The 17,262-nt window shown below is 71.4% G+C and carries 15 protein-coding genes, 1 other RNA gene and 1 pseudogene; 8 read left to right on the top strand and 9 right to left on the bottom strand.

Annotated elements, in window-relative coordinates; translation table 11 throughout:
• The first annotated feature begins 18 nt into the window (after window positions 1-18).
• The 6 genes and pseudogenes from OHB49_RS29625 (at window position 19) to OHB49_RS29600 (ending at window position 5,555) form a co-directional block, all read left to right on the top strand.
• Complete coding sequence (locus tag OHB49_RS29625) at window positions 19-1,002, top strand: CapA family protein (RefSeq protein WP_329164042.1); 984 nt, start codon at window positions 19-21, stop codon at window positions 1,000-1,002.
• 4 nt (window positions 1,003-1,006) lie between these two features.
• Complete coding sequence (locus tag OHB49_RS29620; RefSeq protein WP_329164041.1) at window positions 1,007-2,434, top strand: RtcB family protein; 1,428 nt, start codon at window positions 1,007-1,009, stop codon at window positions 2,432-2,434.
• A 241-nt stretch (window positions 2,435-2,675) separates the two neighbouring features.
• Window positions 2,676-3,368: pseudogene (locus OHB49_RS29615) on the top strand (dienelactone hydrolase family protein); the annotation flags it as partial.
• Window positions 3,369-3,542: 174 nt separating this feature from the next.
• Window positions 3,543-3,998, top strand: a complete 456-nt coding sequence (locus OHB49_RS29610) for a hypothetical protein (protein ID WP_329166664.1) — start codon at window positions 3,543-3,545, stop codon at window positions 3,996-3,998.
• A gap of 11 nt (window positions 3,999-4,009) precedes the next feature.
• Window positions 4,010-4,624: a cell wall protein gene (locus OHB49_RS29605; protein WP_078852651.1), complete on the top strand. Its 615-nt coding sequence runs from the start codon at window positions 4,010-4,012 to the stop codon at window positions 4,622-4,624.
• Between the two features lie 31 nt (window positions 4,625-4,655).
• Window positions 4,656-5,555, top strand: coding sequence for a MauE/DoxX family redox-associated membrane protein (locus tag OHB49_RS29600; protein ID WP_329164040.1), 900 nt, complete (start codon window positions 4,656-4,658; stop codon window positions 5,553-5,555).
• A gap of 131 nt (window positions 5,556-5,686) precedes the next feature.
• On the opposite strand, the gene OHB49_RS29595 is transcribed toward OHB49_RS29600, so the two are convergent.
• The 5 genes from OHB49_RS29595 to OHB49_RS29575 all read right to left on the bottom strand — a co-directional run bounded on the left by OHB49_RS29595 (window position 5,687) and on the right by OHB49_RS29575 (window position 11,460).
• Window positions 5,687-7,735, bottom strand: coding sequence for a glycoside hydrolase domain-containing protein (locus OHB49_RS29595; protein ID WP_329164039.1), 2,049 nt, complete (start codon window positions 7,733-7,735; stop codon window positions 5,687-5,689).
• A gap of 963 nt (window positions 7,736-8,698) precedes the next feature.
• An RNA gene (gene rnpB, locus OHB49_RS29590) (RNase P RNA component class A) lies at window positions 8,699-9,100 on the bottom strand.
• A 67-nt stretch (window positions 9,101-9,167) separates the two neighbouring features.
• The gene (locus OHB49_RS29585; protein WP_329166663.1) at window positions 9,168-9,686 is read right to left on the bottom strand and encodes a TetR/AcrR family transcriptional regulator; all 519 of its coding nucleotides are present in this window, start codon (window positions 9,684-9,686) and stop codon (window positions 9,168-9,170) included.
• A gap of 194 nt (window positions 9,687-9,880) precedes the next feature.
• Window positions 9,881-10,021 (bottom strand): hypothetical protein, encoded by a 141-nt coding sequence (locus tag OHB49_RS29580; protein WP_329164038.1) that lies wholly within the window; start codon window positions 10,019-10,021, stop codon window positions 9,881-9,883.
• The gene (locus OHB49_RS29575; protein WP_329164037.1) at window positions 10,018-11,460 is read right to left on the bottom strand and encodes an RNB domain-containing ribonuclease; all 1,443 of its coding nucleotides are present in this window, start codon (window positions 11,458-11,460) and stop codon (window positions 10,018-10,020) included. The genes OHB49_RS29580 and OHB49_RS29575 overlap by 4 nt, the downstream gene beginning before the upstream one ends.
• Window positions 11,461-11,646: 186 nt before the next feature.
• Between OHB49_RS29575 and yaaA the strand changes: the two genes are divergently transcribed.
• Window positions 11,647-12,447: a peroxide stress protein YaaA gene (gene yaaA / locus OHB49_RS29570; protein WP_329164036.1), complete on the top strand. Its 801-nt coding sequence runs from the start codon at window positions 11,647-11,649 to the stop codon at window positions 12,445-12,447.
• A gap of 66 nt (window positions 12,448-12,513) precedes the next feature.
• Window positions 12,514-13,137 (top strand): bifunctional 4-hydroxy-2-oxoglutarate aldolase/2-dehydro-3-deoxy-phosphogluconate aldolase, encoded by a 624-nt coding sequence (gene eda, locus OHB49_RS29565; RefSeq protein ID WP_030970520.1) that lies wholly within the window; start codon window positions 12,514-12,516, stop codon window positions 13,135-13,137.
• Between the two features lie 24 nt (window positions 13,138-13,161).
• On the opposite strand, the gene OHB49_RS29560 is transcribed toward eda, so the two are convergent.
• From OHB49_RS29560 to OHB49_RS29545, 4 genes are all read right to left on the bottom strand, one after another.
• A complete protein-coding gene (locus OHB49_RS29560) occupies window positions 13,162-14,385 on the bottom strand; it encodes a bifunctional RNase H/acid phosphatase (protein WP_329164035.1) in 1,224 nt (407 codons plus the stop codon).
• The gene (locus OHB49_RS29555; protein ID WP_329166662.1) at window positions 14,385-15,128 is read right to left on the bottom strand and encodes a zinc ribbon domain-containing protein; all 744 of its coding nucleotides are present in this window, start codon (window positions 15,126-15,128) and stop codon (window positions 14,385-14,387) included. Before OHB49_RS29555 ends, OHB49_RS29560 begins: the two co-directional genes overlap by 1 nt.
• Window positions 15,125-15,970, bottom strand: a complete 846-nt coding sequence (locus tag OHB49_RS29550) for a Nif3-like dinuclear metal center hexameric protein (protein WP_030970515.1) — start codon at window positions 15,968-15,970, stop codon at window positions 15,125-15,127. Before OHB49_RS29550 ends, OHB49_RS29555 begins: the two co-directional genes overlap by 4 nt.
• Before the next feature lie 152 nt (window positions 15,971-16,122).
• Window positions 16,123-17,160, bottom strand: a complete 1,038-nt coding sequence (locus tag OHB49_RS29545; RefSeq protein ID WP_329164034.1) for an ABC transporter substrate-binding protein — start codon at window positions 17,158-17,160, stop codon at window positions 16,123-16,125.
• Between the last annotated feature and the right edge of the window lie 102 nt (window positions 17,161-17,262).

The raw sequence follows: 17,262 nt of genomic DNA, 5'->3' as shown, positions 1-17,262 counted from the left end.
CGGGGAAGGGACGGGATCATGGCGCTCACGGTGGCACTGGCAGGCGACACCATGCTCGGGCGCGGCGTCGCCGAGGAACTGCGCCGCTCGCCGACGCCGGGGACGCTGGTCTCCGCAGGGGTCAGGGAGGCGATCGCGGAGGCGGACCTGTTCGTGCTCAACCTGGAGTGCTGTGTCTCCGACCGAGGGCACCGCTGGCCCGACCCGCAGAAGGCCTTCTTCTTCCGCGCCCCCTCCGCCGCCGCGATGGTGCTGGCCGAACTGGGCGTGAACTGTGTGACGCTCGCCAACAACCACGCTCTGGACTACGGGTTCGACGCCATGGCTGATACCCGCACCCTGCTGGCCGGGGCGGGGGTGCACGTGGTCGGCGCCGGGGCGGACGCACGCGCGGCCCGGGAGTTCGCGGTGCTGGAGGCGGGCGGTGTGCGGCTTGCGGTGGTGGGCGTCACGGACCACCCGCAGGAGTACGCGGCCGGGGCGGACAGTCCCGGTGCGGCCTGGGCAGATCTTTACTCGGGGGTGCCCGACTGGCTGACGGAGTCGGTGGGCCGGGCCGCGGCGGCGGCGGATGTCGTGCTGGTCACTCCGCACTGGGGCCCCAACATGACCTCGCGGCCGCCGCGTCACGTCTCGGCCGCTGCCCCTGAGCTGCTGGCGGCGGGAGCGACGCTCGTCGCCGGGCACTCCGCCCATGTGTTCCACGGGATCGCCGACCGGATCCTGTACGACCTGGGCGACTTCGTCGACGACTACGCCGTGGACCCGGTCCTCCGCAACGACCTGGGGCTCCTCTTCCTGGTGACCCTGGACGGCCCGGATGCCGCGCACCTGGTTCCCGCCCGGGTGGAGGTGATGCCGCTGACCCTGGACTACTGCCACACCCGCCTGGCGCGCGGCGAGGACCGGGAGTGGATCCGTGAGCGGCTCACCGCCGCCTGCGCCGAGTTCGGCACCGCCGTCGCCGATCGGACCGGTCGGCTGACGGTCGACTGGAGGTGAGGACGTGGACATCGCACTGGTGGAGAAGGGCCCGTACCGCTTCCGTATCGAGCAGCGGGAGCCGATGCGGGTACCCGGGATGGTGTTCGCCTCACGGGCGCTGCTGCCACAGGCGGCCGGGGACAAGGCGCTGGAGCAGGTGGCGAACGTGGCCACGCTGCCCGGCATCGTCCGCGCCTCCTTCGCCATGCCCGACATCCACTGGGGCTACGGCTTCCCGATCGGCGGAGTGGCCGCCACCGACATCTCCCACGGCGGGGTGATCTCGCCCGGCGGCGTCGGGTTCGACATCTCGTGCGGCGTACGGCTGCTGGCCGCCGACATCGACCATGAGGCGCTCGGCCACGACCGGCTGCGGCGGCTGATGGACATCCTCGACGGCACCATCCCGCGCGGCATGGGGCGCGGCGGCCTGTGGAAGCTCTCGGGCGCCGGGGAGATCGACGAGCTGCTGGTCGGCGGCGCTCGGTACGCGGTCGAGCACGGGCACGGTGTGCCGCGCGACCTCGCGCGCTGCGAGGACTACGGCGTCCTGGACGGCGCGGCCCCGGGGCAGGTGAGCAGGCGCGCCGTCGAACGCGGCCTCCACCAGGTGGGAAGCCTCGGCTCGGGCAACCACTTCCTGGAGATCCAGGCCGTCGACCAGATCTTCGACACGGCCACCGCGGCGGCCTTCGGGCTGCGGGTGGGCCAGGTGTGCGTCATGATCCACTGCGGCTCACGCGGCCTGGGACATCAGGTGTGCACCGACCACGTCCGCTTGATGGACCAGGAACTGCACCGGCATCGCATCCAGGTCCCGGACCGGCAGCTGGCCTGCACGCCGGTGGAGTCGCCGCGGGGCCACGCCTACCTGGGGGCGATGGCGGCAGCCGCCAACTACGGCCGGGCCAACCGCCAGCTGCTGTCCGAAGCCGCCCGCCACGCCTTCGCGACGGCTGCGGGAGTCGGCCTGGAGCTGGTCTACGACATCTCGCACAACACGGCCAAACTCGAGACCCACGAAGTGGACGGTGTGGCACGTCCACTGTGCGTCCACCGCAAAGGCGCGACGCGGGCGCTGCCGCCCGGCGACCCGAGCCTGCCCGAGGACCTCGTCCGGGCGGGCCAGCCGGTACTGGTCCCCGGAACGATGGGCACCGCCTCGTACGTGATGGTCGGCCTGCCCGGAAACGAAGCCTTCCACTCCGCCTGCCACGGCGCCGGCCGGGTCTGGAGCCGCCATCACGCGCTGCGCATGGTCCGCGGGGAGCAGCTTCGCGGCGAGCTGGAGGCTCGGGGCATCGCCGTACGCCCGTCCTCGTGGCGTGGTCTCGCCGAGGAGGCGCCGGAGGCGTACAAGGATGTCGACGCGGTCACCGCGGTCACCGAGGGCGCCGGACTCGCCCGGCTGGTCGCCCGACTGGTGCCGCTGGGCGTCGTCAAAGGATGAGCCGGTACGGAGCGAGAGAGGCGCAGCTTCTCCGGGGCCGGGACGGCGGCCACGGTGGGCTCCGGCGGTGAAGTCGTCCGGCGCTCGCACCACGGCTGAACGCGAGTAGCGTGGAACGTAGGTGCAATGTTGTCGGGGAGTCCGGTCGTGAGCCGCGAGCGGTGACGACAGCTGGACGTCCTGGCCTGCGAACAATGTCGGGCGGAATGCCCACCTTCTCGAGGGAATCGAGCAGCGGCACGAAAACGCAGCAACCGTGGGAGCTGCGGGAGGAGCGGGGATGGCGGCCGCGGATGTCGTCGTGCACGCCGGACCGGTCCGGCTCGGCGGGGAGCTGACGGTCCCCGAAGGGGCCACAGGCATCGTGGTGTTCGCCCACGGCAGCGGCAGCAGTCGGCACAGCCCGCGCAACCGCTCCGTCTCGACCTCACTGAACACGGTCGGGCTGGCCACCCTGCTGTTCGACCTCCTCACGGCGGAGGAGGGACTGGACCGGGCCAACACCTTCGACACCGCCCTGCTGGCCGGCCGCCTGACCGGCGCCACCCGCTGGCTGCTCGACCGGCCCGAGACCCAGGGCCTCGCGGTCGGCTACTTCGGGGCCAGCACCGGTGCGGCGGCCGCGCTGTGGGCGGTGGCGGAGCCGGACTCCCCGGCCGTGGCGGTCGTCTCGCGTGGCGGCAGGCCCGATCTGGCCGGGCCACGGCTGCCGGCGGTGACCGCGCCCACGCTGCTCATCGTCGGAGGCGATGACGAGGTGGTGCTGGACCTCAACCGCCAGGCCCAGGCGCTGCTGCGCTGCGAGAACCGGCTCGCCGTGGTCCCCGGTGCCACTCACCTGTTCGAGGAGCCCGGTGCTCTCGGGAAGGTGGCGGAGCTGGCCGGAGAGTGGTTCGCCGGACACCTGGGTCATCGAGCAGGGCCGGAAGGCTGATCACCGGCTCGCCATCCGGCCGACGAGGCCATCGGTGATGCGGAACGAGGCCATCTATGCAACCCGCTTGTCTACGCGCATCATTGGGTTGCTTCGCTCGCACAACCATCCCCGGCCGCAACACGGGCATCCCCGCTTCACATGTGCGCGTCGACGGCCGGTCCAGTGTTTGTCATGCACTTGTCACTTCCTAGGAGGGGCAACACGATGGCTTGCGGATCAACCAGCCTGTGGGCCGGTGAAACCAGCTGGTTCTGCTGCGGCAACGCCTGGGGGCCATGCTCCAGTGCCGGCGGCGGCGCCTGCGGCAACTGCCAGTCCAGCGCACACCACGGCGCATGGCCCAATGCCTCACAGGCGTGCTGGAACATCACCCGGCCCGACCTCTGCGGCGAGAACATCCCCAGACGCGGCTGCGGCGCGGTGATGAACGTCAAGCACCAGTGCTCGGGCGCGACGGTGTGCATCACGATCACCGACTGCGGCCCGCGCACCAAGGACTGGTGCGGCGAGGCGACTTGCTGCAACGGCACCTGTCGCACCAACCGCGTCCTCGACCTGACGCCGGCCGCCTTCTCGGCGATCGGCAACCTGAGCTCGGGCAAGCTGCCGGTCTACATCTACGAGTGAGGAGGACCGACATGACCGTACGACACGACCGGGCCGACGGGATGCGCCGCCGGCGCTTCCTCACCAATGCCGCCCTGGGCGGCGCGACCATCATCGGCGCGACCGCGCTCGGCGGCCTCGACGCCGAGGCCGCCTTCGCCGCGGAACCCTCGCTCGACCCCGCGATAGCCAAGTCCACCTTCGTGGAGGGCCGCATCACGGGCATCACCGGCAGCATCCTGGAGGTGGCCGGATCCAATGGCGGCCACTCCCGGGTGCAGATGACCAACGTCACCAGCGTGTGGAAGGTGCGCGCCACCACAGCCGAAGTGATCGAGGTCGGCGACGGGCTCTACGCACGCGGCGTCAAGATGCCGGACGGCACCGTGGCCGCCGACGCGGTGTGGGTGAACATCGTGAATCTGGACACGCAGATCCGCGGCATCGCGAAGAACCGGCTGCACCTCGCCCACGGGCAGCACGAACTGGTCGGCCACGTCGCCCCGGACGCCAGCGCCTCCTACGCGGGCCGCGCGCTGACGTCCGACCTGTCCCGGCTGCGCATCGGGCAGAGCGCCCAGGTGCTCGGTGCCTGGCGGCCGTCCGACAACTCCGTGGACGTCGTCCGCATCTCCGTCGGGCACTGATACAGGCCCAAGGACACAGAGAGAGGTAGAGATGCTGTCACTGACAACGGGCCTCGCCCCGCTGGTCCTCGCGGGCCTGCTCGGGTGGACCGGTGCGGTCAAGGTGTTCAGCCGGGGCACCGCACAGCAGGCGCCGAAGACGGCGCTGGCCCGCATGCTGCGCAGCAGTGAGCGGGCCACGACGGTACTGCGTGCGACCGGCGCAGGTGAACTCCTGATCGCCGCGGGTCTGCTGGTCGTCCCGGCGAACCCGGTGCCGGGGGCGGCCGCCGCGGTCCTCGGGGCGGGGTTCCTCGGCTACCTCGGCTACGGCCGGGCCGTGGCACCGGAGTCCTCCTGCGGCTGCTCGGCAAGTGAGGACACCCCCATCACCTGGCGGGCGTTCGCGCGGGCGGCGGTCGTGCTCATCGGCGGGGCCACGGTGGCGGTGGCACAGGACACCTGGTGGCCGGCGGTCACCGAGCGGCCTGCCGGTGCCCTGGCCTTCCTGGCCGGGGCGGCGGCGGTTCTGGTCGCCCTCTCGGCCGACCTCGACCGGTGGTGGCTGCTGCCACTGCGCCGGACGAGGCTGCGTGTCTTCGGGCACCCGCTCCTCGGCACCGCCACCGACCAGGTGCCGGTCGCGGCGAGCGTCGAACTCCTGGAGAACTCCCTCGCCTGGCAGGCCGCCGCACCAGTGGTCCGGTCCGCCTTGCTGGACCACTGGGAGGACGACGGCTGGCGCATTCTCCAGTACTCGGGGGTGTACGGGGACCGGGAGAACGCGCGCCCGGTCGCGGTGGTGTTCGCACTCGACGCCACGGCGGGCCGCGACACCGGTGACGACCCGATCGTCCGTGTCAGTTATGTCGACGCGGACAGCGGGGAGGCGGTGGCCGTGGACGAACTGCGCGCGGCGCCGTCGCGGAGGATCCTGCCGATGGCGGGCTGACGCCCCGGCCGGCTCGCCGGCCCGCGCAGACCTCCGGAGCACAGCGCGGCGGCAGCGCCGGACCGAATGCCGGGTCCGGCGCTGCCTGCTCCGGGCTGCCCCCGGGTTGCCTTCGTCGAGAGGCCGATCCCTCACCAGCCGCCCGAGCTGATCTCGACGCGGGTGTTGAGGCCGCCCTTGCCGGTGCCCTTGTAGAAGTAGAGCTTCCCGGTGGCACCCGGTTCGGACTTGACGGCCATCAGGTCACCCGTACCGTCACCGGTGAAGTCGGCGCCTGCGTAGTCCGAGATGCCGTTCCAGCCACGGGAGCCGATCTCGGTGCGGGAGGGACCGGCGTCGATGGTGCCGTTGCCGTGGCCCTTGTAGAGGTAGAGCTTCCCGGTGGACTTCTCGGTGGCGACGATGTCGTCCCTGCCGTCCCTGTTCATGTCACCGGGACTGACGATCTTGTCCATGCCGTTCCAGCCGTAGGAGCCGATCTCCGTCCGGGAGGAGCCGCCGTCGATCGTGCCGTTGCCGTGGCCCCGGTAGAGGTAGAGCTTCCCGGTCGACTTCTCGACACCGCCGAGGTCATCCCTGCCGTCACCCGTGAAGTCACCGACGAAGATGTTGCTCATCCCGTTCCAGCCGCCGGAACCGATCTCCGTCCGGGAGGGGCCGCCGTCGATGGTGCCGTTGCCGTGGCCCTTGTAGAGGTAGAGCTTCCCGGTCGACTTCTCCGTGGCGACGATGTCGTCCCTGCCGTCCGAGTTGAAGTCACCGACGGCCAGATTCGCCATGCCGTTCCAGCCGCCCTTGCCGATCAGCAGCGGCGGCGACGTCAGATTGCCCGTGCCCGTACCGGGATACAGCCACAGGTTGCCCGTCGCCACCTGAACGGCCACCAGGTCCTTCCTGCCGTCCCCGTTGAAGTCACCGGCCGTCAGGTTTGTCATACCCGGGTCGCCCGTGGTCGCAGCGGCGCCGACGTCGACGTAGTTCCGGTCGATGTTGATCGTCGTCCCGCTGTACGACTCGGTGACATTGCCCGAGTACTGGTGAACACGCTGATGGTTGGCCCAGTACCCGGCCGGGATGTTCACGTCGGCGGTGTTGGCCACACCGTTCCAGTTGCCGACCCAGACCACGTCCGGACGTACCAGCGTCGTGGACGAGTAGACGGAGGCGAGGTCCTTGATGCCACTGGAGGAGGAGCTGTACACGCCTGACCGGTACCGCAGTTCGTGCAGACGGGCGGACCAGCCGGAGAGGTAGTTGAGGACGTTGGTGCGGTAGCCCGAGGAGTACGCCTCCATGTCGATGTAGAGCACCGTGCCGGGGACGAATCCGAGCGCTTGTGCCAGATCCACAGCCGCATCGGCGGCCGACCGGCCCTGGCTGGTCGCGCTCGACGACGAGATGCTCCCGGCTTGGAGGCCCGTGTAGATGGGGAGCAGATGCCAGCCACGGCTGCTCTGCTCGGCCACCCATGAAGCGGTGAGGTTCGGCTGGGAACAGGCCCTGCTCGGTCCGCCGATGTAGATGCCCACCCCTCTGTAGGGAGAGGAAGCCCAGTCCGCCATGGCGCCCGAGGAGGGTGCCGAGCAGGCATCGAAGGCTTTGCCGGTGTAGCCGGTGCTCGGGATGGCGGTAGGGGCTGCCGTGAAAGTCGGCGCCCGGGGCGTCGGAACCGTCTGCGGCTCGGCCGTGCTTCCGGTGGTGGCGGAGCCCAGGATCTCCTCGATCGCTGCCGTCGACGACCCGTAACTGACGGTCGCGTAGACGCCTGCGCCTTCGAAGGCCAGCCGTACTTCGCGGGAGTCCCCGGCCGGGAGGGTCCTGGGAGCGGGGGAGCCCGCCGGGACGTTCAGGGTGGGCACATCCTCTCGGGGCGCAGCTCCGGTGAACGGCTCCAGCACGATCGCTTCGGTCTTCGCGGCGACCAGGTGGGTGGGGCAGGACTGGCGGGCTCCCGGATGCCCCAGGTACACGGTGTGCTGATCGAGTCGTACGCAGGCGTTCGGTTCCTTCTCCAGGTCCACCAGCCTCCACCCGGCCGGGACGTCGATGGAGAGTCCCCCGTACTCGACGTGGGTCCGCGACTCCGCTGCCGTAGCGGTAGCGGAGTGCTGGAACATGGCGGTCAGTCCGATGGCGGCAATGAAGGCAGAAGCTGAACGGCGCAGATGTCGGATCTTCATTCTCTCTTCCCGGAGTTGGGCCGATGGGGCACGGCCGGCGCGGTCGGGGCGCGGGAGCGCACAGAGGCGGGGCAGGGCCGCAGTGAACTCGGACCCGCCTGGTGGGGCGCCACCAGCCGCCGATGCCGATTTCGATGCGGACGTTGAAGCCGCTGTGCCGTCGACCTTGTAGAGGTAGGGGTTTTCCGGTGGCGCCCGGCTGGAACTCGATCGGCTGCCAGGTCACCCGTACCGTCACCGGTGAAGTCACCGCCGGCGCAGTCCGAGATCCCGTTCCAGCCACCGGAACCGATCTCCCCAAGGGGGAACCGCCATCGATGGCGCCGACGCCATGACCCTTGTACAGGTAAAGCGTCCCGATCGACGTCCCGACACCGCCGAGGTGATCCCCACCGTCACCCGTGAAGTCGACGACGAAGGTGTGACGAAGGCGTATCGAGGTGGTGATGCGCCGACAGGGGAGAAGGACCTGGTCCGCCGTCAGCAGGACCTGGCAGCCACGAATCCGGCCGCCGCCGGCGCGATCATCACGCGTACGGAACGGCGCCCCGCACCAGGGGCACGACAACGACGCAGCGGCTGCTCGGGCGCGAGGCCGGTCACCCCCTCCGGAGATCCTCGCCAGGGACTGGTCACGCCCGCTCGGCGAGGAGGCGACGAGCCGCGAAAGGGCTTCCTGACCGCCTGTCAGGCAGGGTCCGGCGGCGGCCGAAGACGAGCAATCGAGGGGCTGGACGTGCGCCGTCCGTACGTGGCCGTGGGGGGCTGATCACGTCCTGCGGCTCGACAACGCCGACGGGAGTCTCGCCCGCGCACCGTTTCCGACGCCGCCCCTGGCCACGGAGCGGCTCAGCGCAGGCTGCCGCTCCGAGGCCGGCCCGGAAGGCCGCGCAGCCCGGCCCGGTCTGACGGCCCATCATTGCCCGGAAGAAACGCGTCCTGACTTACGGCAGTCAGAGACGGCAGACGAGTCGGCCTGTACGCCGGGTTCTGTCACCCGGTCGCCTCGCGGCGGCCGGGGAGACGGCCATCCATCTAGGGCCGGCATTGCTGTCGGCCTCGTGCGGTCTACCCGCGAACTCGGGCGGGCAGCCCTCGAGCGTTCGCGCAGGACCGTCTTACGACGGCCCCTCTTGACCTTGCTCCGGGTGGGGTTTACCTAGCCGCCTGAGTCACCTCAGGCGCTGGTGGTCTCTTACACCACCGTTTCACCCTTACCGAGGACCGAAGTCCCTGGCGGTCTGTTTTCTGTGGCACTGTCCCGCGGGTCACCCCGGGTGGCCGTTAGCCACCACCCTGCCCTGTGGAGCCCGGACGTTCCTCGGGAGGATCCGAAGATCCTCACGCGGCCGTCCGGCCGGCTCGTCTGCCGTGTCGACCATGCTACCCGGCGGAGCGGGGCCGGTCGGACGAGGCCCGACCGGCGGGCAGGTCAGAGGCGGACCGTGCCGAAGGCGGCGATGCCGGCCGACCAGGCTGCCGACAGATCGGCTCCTGGAGGGAAGCGGCCGTTGAGTTCCAGGACCACCATCCCGTGCGCGAAGGCCCAGGCGGCCCGGGCCCGCTCCTGGTCACCGCCCACGGCCCTGAAGAGCGGGGCCGCGGCACGTTGCTCCAGGCCCGGCGGGAGGGATGTCCGGTCCACGGGGTGCTCGGTGGTGAGGCGGTACAGATGGGGGTGGGCCATGGCGTAGGCGCGGTACGCGGTGGCGAGGGCCGGGAACGACCCGGGCGCCACGGACTCCGCCGCTTCCAGCGTCTCGGCCGTCTCCCGCAGCACCTCGCCGGCCAGGGCCGTCAGCACGGAGGACTTGTCCGGAAAGTGCTTGTAGAGGGACGGTGCCGTGATCCCGATGCTGTCGGCGAGCCGGCGCATGGTGAGGGCTTCCGGGCCTTCCGTCTCCAGGAGGGTGCGGGCGGCGGCGATGATCTGCCGGGCCCGGTCCGTCACGTGGCCCGTGACGCGGTCCGTCGTGGGGGCGGTGACACGTTCAGTCACGCTGGAAAGCCTTCCTTCGTACGGAGTCCGCCGGGGTGCGCCGGAAGTCCGTGGAGCCGTCGGAGCCCGTATCCGAAGGCGTGATCCTACGAGATGGGAGGGGCCGGCGCGGCAACCGGTCCGGGCGTGTCCGCCTTGCGGCCGCGTCAGGGTTCCCACGCTGCCGGGGTGCGGTCCAAGGGAGCGCCGAGGCCCTTGTTCCGGCCGCGCTCGCTGTGCAGGCCGTCGTCCTGCGGCGGCTGTGCGCCGCGGGGCCACGGGCCGCGCGCCGACGTCGTCGCGCTCACGCGGGGGCGAAGAGCACCTTCGCCGCACCCGGGTCCGCCTGGGTGAGGCGCACCCGGAACCGTTCGCCCAGCGGGAGCTTCGTCGTGCCGCCGTCGATCCGGGCGACGACGGCCGGGTGCTCGATGTGGACCGTGCCGATGGTGGGTTCCTGGTCCTGCACGTCGACCACGTACGCGTCGAAGACCTCGCCCACCTGGTCACTGAGGAGTGCCGCCTCGACCAGATCGACGCACTCGCGTTCCACCGTGTTGGCGCGGCGCGTTCCCTCGGCCATTTCCTTCGGGAGACCGGGGAGCGCGGCCATCACCCACTCGGGCGGTTCCCGGTCCGCGACCGCCGCCAGGCACAGTTCGGCCGCGTACCGGTCGACGAGGCGGCGCAGCGGCGCGGTGCAGTGCGTGTAGAGGTCGGCGACGGCGGCGTGGACGGCGGGGGTGGGAAGTTCGCCGTGGTCGAAGACCGTGTAGCCGGCGCCGCGCAGCAGGGTGGTGCACTCCTGGAGGAACGCGGCGTCGCTCGCCTTCTTCGGGTCGAGCGACCTGACCACCTGGGCGTACGGGACGTGGTGCGGCCAGTCGATGTGCAGGGCCTCGGCCGAGCGGCGCAGACGGGCGACGGCGCCGTCCGGGGCGACCGGGAGCGTACGCAGGATGCCGGTGCCCGCCTCGGTCATCAGATGGGCCGCGGCCATGCCGGTGAGGAGGGAGATCTGGGCGTTCCAGCCGTCGGCGGGCAGCGGGGCGCGGTACTCCAGGCCGTATGCGCCGTCACGCCGGACGATCTCCTGCTCGGGCACGTCGAGCGAGATCCCGCCGCGGGCGACCTCCTGCTCCTCGCGGAGCCGGCCGATGTCCCTCAGCAGGGCGAGGGGTTCCTCGGCGGTGCCCGCGTCGATCTGCCGCTGGACGCCCGCGTAGTCCAGCTTGGCCCGGCTGCGGACCAGGGCCCGGCGTACGTCGGTGGCGACCGCGCGGCCCTCCGTGTCGAGGTCGATCCGCCAGAGCAGGGCGGGGCGGATCTGCCCGGGGAGCAGGCTGGCGGCGCCCTCGGAGAGCACGGTGGGGTGCAGCGGCACCTTGCCGTCGGGGAAGTAGAGGGTCGTCACCCGGCGGTGGGCCTCGGTGTCGAGTGCGCCGCCGGGGCGGACGAAGGCGGCGGCGTCGGCGATGGCGTAGTGCACGCGGAAGCCGTGCGGGCGGCGTTCGAGGTGCATCGCCTGGTCGAGGTCGGTGGACGTGGGCGGATCGATGGTGAAGAAGGGCAGGTCGGTCGCATCCTGGTGTCCGGTCAGGACGAGGGACTTCGCCACCTGTGCCGCCTCGGCGAGGACCTCGGGCGGGAAGTCTGCGGGCAGTGCCAGCGAGGTGCGCAGATTGCGCAGGGCCGCCCGCAGCGGGGTGTCGGCTGCGCCGGTCATGTGGAGATGGCGGCGGGGCATGGACCGAGCGTATGGCGGGGCGGGGCGACCGGCATCCCGGGTGCCGGTCGTCCTGCGGACCCGGGGCGGGTGGTCCTGCGGACCGGGTGCCGGGCCCGGGCGGTCCGGGTGTCCCCGTACGCTGGCAGGCGGGGCCTTGGGCAGTTGTGGGGGCCGCTTTCCCTGTTCGTACGAAGGAGAACCGCCTTGCTCGTGCTGTTGCCGCCCTCCGAAGGAAAGGCCGCCTCGGGGCGCGGAGCACCCCTGAAGCCGGAGTCGCTGTCGCTGCCGGGGCTGGCCGTGGCGCGGGCCGCGGTCCTCGACGAACTGGTCGAGCTGTGCGTGGCGGACGAGGAGAAGGCCCGGGAGACGCTCGGCCTGAGCGAGGGCCTGCGCGGCGAGATCGCGAAGAACGTCGAGCTGCGGACGGCGGGGACGCGGCCCGCCGGGGAGATCTACACCGGGGTGCTGTACGACGCGCTGGACCTGGCGTCCCTGGACACGGCGGCCCGGCGGCGGGCCGGGAAGTCCCTGCTGGTCTTCTCCGGGCTGTGGGGCGCGGTGCGGGTGGGCGACCGGATTCCGTCGTACCGCTGCTCGATGGGGGTGAAGCTGCCGGGTCTCGGTGCACTGGGCGCGTACTGGCGTGCGCCGATGGCCGAGGTCATGCCGGAGGCGGCCGGGGACGGGCTGGTACTGGATCTGCGGTCGTCCGCGTACGCGGTGGCGTGGAAGCCGAAGGGTGCGGTGGCGGAACGCACGGCGAGTGTGCGGGTGCTGCACTCCCAGATGGTGGACGGGGTGGAGAAGCGGTCGGTGGTCAGCCACTTCAACAAGGCGACGAAGGGGCGGATGGTCCGCGACCTGCTGCAGTCGGGGGCCCGGCCGAAAGGGCCCGCGGAGCTGGTGGAGGCGTTGCGGGGGCTGGGGTACGTGGTGGAGGCGGAGGCTCCCGGGCGGCCGGGACGGCCGTGGGCACTCGATGTGGTCGTGACGGAGATCCACTGACCGAGGCGATTGCAACATGCGCAACGCGCGTTGCGTGCAGTGCGGTGGGCGCGGCAAGATGAGGCCATGACCTCCTCCTCCGTGCTGGACCTTGCCCCCGTTGTGCCCGTTGTCGTCCTGGAGGACGCCGCTGACGCGGTGCCGCTCGCCCGGGCCCTCGTCGCGGGCGGGCTCCCTGCCATCGAGGTGACGCTGCGGACGGCTGCTGCTCTGGATGCGATCGAGGCGATCGCGGCGGAGGTGCCGGGTGCGGTGGTGGGGGCGGGCACGGTGATCTCCGCGCGGAACGTCTCCGACACGGTGGCGGCCGGGGCGCGGTTCCTGGTCAGTCCGGGCTGGACGGATCCGCTGCTGGACGCGATGAAGGCGTCGGAGGTGCCGTTCCTGCCCGGGGTCTCGACGACGTCCGAGGTCGTGGCGCTGCTGGAGCGCGGGGTCAGCGAGATGAAGTTCTTCCCGGCGGAGGCGGCGGGCGGTACGGCGTACCTCAAGGCACTGTCCGCACCGCTCCCCCAGGCCCGGTTCTGCCCGACGGGCGGCATTACGCTCGCGTCGGCGCCGACGTACCTGGCGCTGCCGAACGTCGGCTGCGTGGGCGGCAGTTGGATGGTTCCTGGAGATGCGGTGGCGGCGAAGGACTGGGTACGGGTGGAGCGGCTGGCGGGCGAGGCTGCGGCACTGCGCGGCTGATTTCCCCGCGGGGGCTTCCGCTCCCTACCGCAGGTGCGACGTGTCGTTCAGCAGTCTCAGTGACGCGTTGCCGTCCGCGTAGTACGCCACCGCCGACAGCGACGCCGCCGAGAGTTCCATGCGGAACAGGGACTCCGGTGGGGCGCCCAGGGCCAACCGGGCCAGGGTCTTGATCGGGGTCACGTGGGTGACCAGGAGCACCGTGCGGCCCGCGTGGCGGGTGGTCAGGCGGTCCCTGGTGGCCGAGACCCGGCGGGCCACCTCGGCGAAGCTCTCTCCGCCGCCGGTGGGGGGCGTTCGCGTGGAGGCGAGCCAGGCGTCCAGGTCGGGGCCGTACCGTTCACGGACCTCGGCGAACGTCAGACCCTCCCAGGCCCCGAAGTCCGTCTCGCGCAGCCCCTCCTCGATCTGCACGGGCAGACCCAGGCGGGCACCCACCGTCGCCGCTGTTTCGCGGCAGCGGCGCAGCGGGGAGCTGATGATCTCCTGGATCGTGCCCCGGGCGGCGAGGGACTCCGCCACCCGTTCGGCCTGGTGGCGGCCGGCCGCCGAGAGTTCGGGGTCGCTGCCGCCGCTGCCCGAGAACCGCTTCTCGGGCGTGAGGGCCGTCTCGCCGTGCCGGAGCAGGACGAATGTGGCCGGCGCCCCGAGGTCGGCGGCGCCCCAGCCGACCTGCGGGGTGGCCGCGGTTTCCCCGCGGGTGGACATCGCCGCCCGTGCCTTCGCGGCGCCCGCCGCCGCGTCCCCGGGCGGACCGGAGACCGGGGGCAGGTCGAGGGCGGCCGTCGATGCCGACGGCTCCCACTGCCTGCCCCTCTTGCCCGCGTCCATCGCCTCGTTGGCGAGCCGGTCCGCGTGCTTGTTCTTCTCGCGCGGGATCCACTCGTACGTGACCGCGGACGCCGGCAGGATCCGCGCCGCCTCCGCCGCGAGCGGCTTCATGTCGGGGTGCTTGATCTTCCAGCGGCCCGACATCTGTTCCACTACCAGCTTGGAGTCCATCCGGACGCGCACCTGCAGCGCGCCCTCCGCCGACGCGTCCGGCACGAGTGCCTTCGCGGCCTTCAGGCCCGCGATGAGGCCCTTGTACTCGGCGACGTTGTTCGTCGCGACACCGATGTACTCGGCGGCTTCGGCGAGCGTCTCCCCTGTCACCGGGTCGATCACGACCGCGCCGTAACCGGCGGGCCCGGGGTTGCCCCGGGACCCGCCGTCGGCCTCGATGACGAACTGGCGGGGCTGCGTCATTACAGGCCCGACTCCGCCGTACGGACCAGGATGCGGTGGCAGTTCTCGCAGCGCAGCACCGTGTCCGGGGACGCGGCCTTCACGTCGTTGACCTCGGTGATGTTCAGCTCCAGCCGGCAGCCCTCGCAGCGGCGCTGGTAGAGGCGCGCGGCGCCGACCCCGCCCGACTGGGCGCGGAGCCGGTCGTACAGCTTGAGCAGGTCCGCCGGCACGGAGCCGGCGACGAGTTCGCGCTCCTTCGTGACGGTCGCGGTCTCGTCGTCGAGAGCCTGCGTCGCGGCGTCCCGGCGGGCCGTCGCGTCGTCGACCTTGGCCTGGACGGCCGAGACCCGTGCGGTGAGCTCGGTGACGCGCTCCTGCGCCGACTCGCGGCGCTCCATGACCTCGAGGACGACGTCCTCGAGGTCGCCCTGGCGCTTGGCCAGCGAGGCGATCTCGCGCTGGAGGCTCTCCAGGTCCTTCGGCGAGCTGACCGCGCCGGAGTCCAGCCGCTGCTGGTCGCGGACGGCGCGCTGGCGCACCAGGTCCACGTCCTGCTCCGCCTTGGTCTGCTCGCGGGCGGTGTCGCTCTCCTCGGTCTGCGACGCGACCAGCAGGTCACGCAGTTGTGCGAGGTCGGCCGTGAGCGACTCGATCTCGGCGTGCTCGGGGAGCGACTTGCGCTTGTGCGCAAGCTGCGACAGCCGTACGTCGAGGGCCTGGACGTCGAGAAGTCGGATCTGGTCGGCGGGCGCGGCGTTCAGTTGGGGGCTCCAGAAGAGTGGTGGGTGGTCCAGGGGTCGGTGACCTGCTTCGAGACATGGACCCGCAGGCCCCATCCGTGGCGGTCGGAAATCGCGTCGAGCTGCGCGGCGGCCTGCTCGCACCAGGGCCACTCGGTGGCCCAGTGCGCGGCGTCGATCAGGCCGATCGCGGACTGCTGAACGGCCTCGGAGGCCGGGTGGTGGCGCAGATCCGCGGTGAGGAAGGCGTCGACGCCCGCGGCACGCACCGCGTCGAAGAGACTGTCGCCGGAGCCGCCGCTCACCGCGACCGTACGGACGACGGCGTCCGGGTCGCCCGCCATGCGGATGCCCTGCGCGGTGGCGGGCAGCCGGGCGGCGGCGCGGGCGGCGAGGTCGCGGAGGGTCTCGGGGTGGTCCAGCTCGCAGATCCGGCCGAGGCCGCGATGGCCCTTGGGGTCGGTCGGGTCCGGTACGAGGGGTCCGGTGACGCGCAGGTCCAGGGCGCCGGCGAGGGCGTCGGAGACGCCGGGGTCGGCGGTGTCGGCGTTGGTGTGCGCGACGTGCAGGGCGATGTCGTGCTTGATGAGGGTGTGCACGACCCGGCCCTTGAAGGTGGTGGCGGCGACCGTCGTCGTACCCCGCAGATAGAGCGGGTGATGGGTGACGATCAGCTGGGCGCCGAGCTTGATCGCCTCGTCGGCGACCTCCTGGACGGGGTCGACGGCGAAGAGCACACGGTCGACCTCGGCGGCCGGGTTGTCGACGTCTCCGCAGACCGTGCCGACCGCGTCCCAACCTTCGGCCCGCTCGGGAGGCCAGAGGGCGTCGAGCGCGGCGAGGACTTCAGACAGACGGGGCACGGAGGAAAGGCTACCTTCCGTCCGTGCCCCGCCGCCCATGACTGCGATGACCTGTGAGGACTCACTGGACAACCGGCGACAGCCGGTCACGGATCCTTACACGCAGTTCGGCCCGGGCCGTTGTCCGGCCCGGGCCCTGCTGATCCGGTCCGCTACTTGACGAGGTCCGCGCGCAGGTCGTCGAGGACCAGGTTCGCCGCCGTGACACCGAGGCCGAGGTACCAGGTCTCGTCCGGGACGTCCTTCGCCCGGCCCTCCTTGACCGCCTTGAGGTTCTTCCACAGCGGGTTGGACTGGGCGGTGTCGCGCTTGGTCGCCTTCGGGTCGCCGTAGACGCCGGTGAAGATCCAGTCGGCGTCCGCCTCGTCGATCTTCTCCGGACTGATCTCGGCGGCGAGGTCGTTGATCTGCTGGTTCTTGGGCCGCGGCAGACCTGCGTCCTCAAGGATCGTGCCGATGAACGACGCCTTCGCGTAGAGGCGGATGCGGTCCGGCAGGTAGCGGACCATCGAGATGGTCGGCTTGTCGGGGCCGATGTCCTCGCCGAGCTTCGCGACCTTCTTCTCGTACGCGTCGAGCTCGCTCTTCGCCTTGGCGGTCTTGTCCAGCGCCGCGGCGTTGAGGAGGTAGTTCTCCTTCCAGGTGAAGCCCGGACGGATGGAGAACACGGTCGGCGCGATCTTGGAGAGCTGGTCGTACTTGTCGGCGGCGCGCAGCTGGCTGCCCAGGATCAGGTCCGGCTTCAGGCCCGCGATCGCCTCGAGGTTGAGGTTGTTGATCGTGCCGACGTTCTTCGGGTTGCCCGCGTCCTTCTTCAGGTACGAGGGGATGGCCGCGTCACCTTCGGAAGGGGCGTAGCCGACCGGCTTCACACCCAGCGAGACGACGTTGTCGAACTCGCCGACGTCCAGCACGACGACGCGCTTCGGCGCGGACTTGAGCTCGGTCGTGCCCATGGCGTGCGTGAGGGTCCGGGGGAACTGACCCGCCTTGGCGTCCGTCCCGTACGCGGCCGTCTTCTTGGCCGCGTCGGCGAAGTCCTTGCCGCCGGTCGCGACGGCTGCCTTCTTGTCGCTGCCGGCCCCGGACTCGGCCGAGTCGTCCGATGCCCCGCTGCCGCAGGCGGAGAGGGAGAGGGCGGCGGCCACTGCCAGGCCGACGGCGGCGGTGCTGCGGCGTCGTATGGACATCACGTACTCACTTGCTCCAGTTGAGGGAATAGGGCCCCACAGGAAACGCTTAGGGATGCCTAACCTTAGCTGCGGGCTTTACGGGGAGCACAACCGCCCCCA

Origin of the sequence: Streptomyces sp. NBC_01717, assembly GCF_036248255.1 — a bacterium.
Classification (GTDB): Bacteria; Actinomycetota; Actinomycetes; order Streptomycetales; family Streptomycetaceae; genus Streptomyces.
This window is presented reverse-complemented; position numbering and strand designations above follow the sequence as displayed.

Excerpts from the sequence above, each read along its gene's own strand:
- OHB49_RS29600 (WP_329164040.1), top strand. The coding sequence starts at position 4,656 with ATGCTGTCACTGACAACGGGCCTCGCCCCGCTGGTCCTCGCGGGCCTG.
- OHB49_RS29575 (WP_329164037.1), bottom strand. The coding sequence starts at position 11,460 with ATGCCCCGCCGCCATCTCCACATGACCGGCGCAGCCGACACCCCGCTG.
- OHB49_RS29610 (WP_329166664.1), top strand. The coding sequence starts at position 3,543 with ATGCACTTGTCACTTCCTAGGAGGGGCAACACGATGGCTTGCGGATCA.
- OHB49_RS29625 (WP_329164042.1), top strand. The coding sequence starts at position 19 with ATGGCGCTCACGGTGGCACTGGCAGGCGACACCATGCTCGGGCGCGGC.
- OHB49_RS29605 (WP_078852651.1), top strand. The coding sequence starts at position 4,010 with ATGACCGTACGACACGACCGGGCCGACGGGATGCGCCGCCGGCGCTTC.
- OHB49_RS29545 (WP_329164034.1), bottom strand. The coding sequence starts at position 17,160 with ATGTCCATACGACGCCGCAGCACCGCCGCCGTCGGCCTGGCAGTGGCC.
- OHB49_RS29595 (WP_329164039.1), bottom strand. The coding sequence starts at position 7,735 with ATGAAGATCCGACATCTGCGCCGTTCAGCTTCTGCCTTCATTGCCGCC.
- OHB49_RS29560 (WP_329164035.1), bottom strand. The coding sequence starts at position 14,385 with ATGACGCAGCCCCGCCAGTTCGTCATCGAGGCCGACGGCGGGTCCCGG.
- eda (WP_030970520.1), top strand. The coding sequence starts at position 12,514 with ATGACCTCCTCCTCCGTGCTGGACCTTGCCCCCGTTGTGCCCGTTGTC.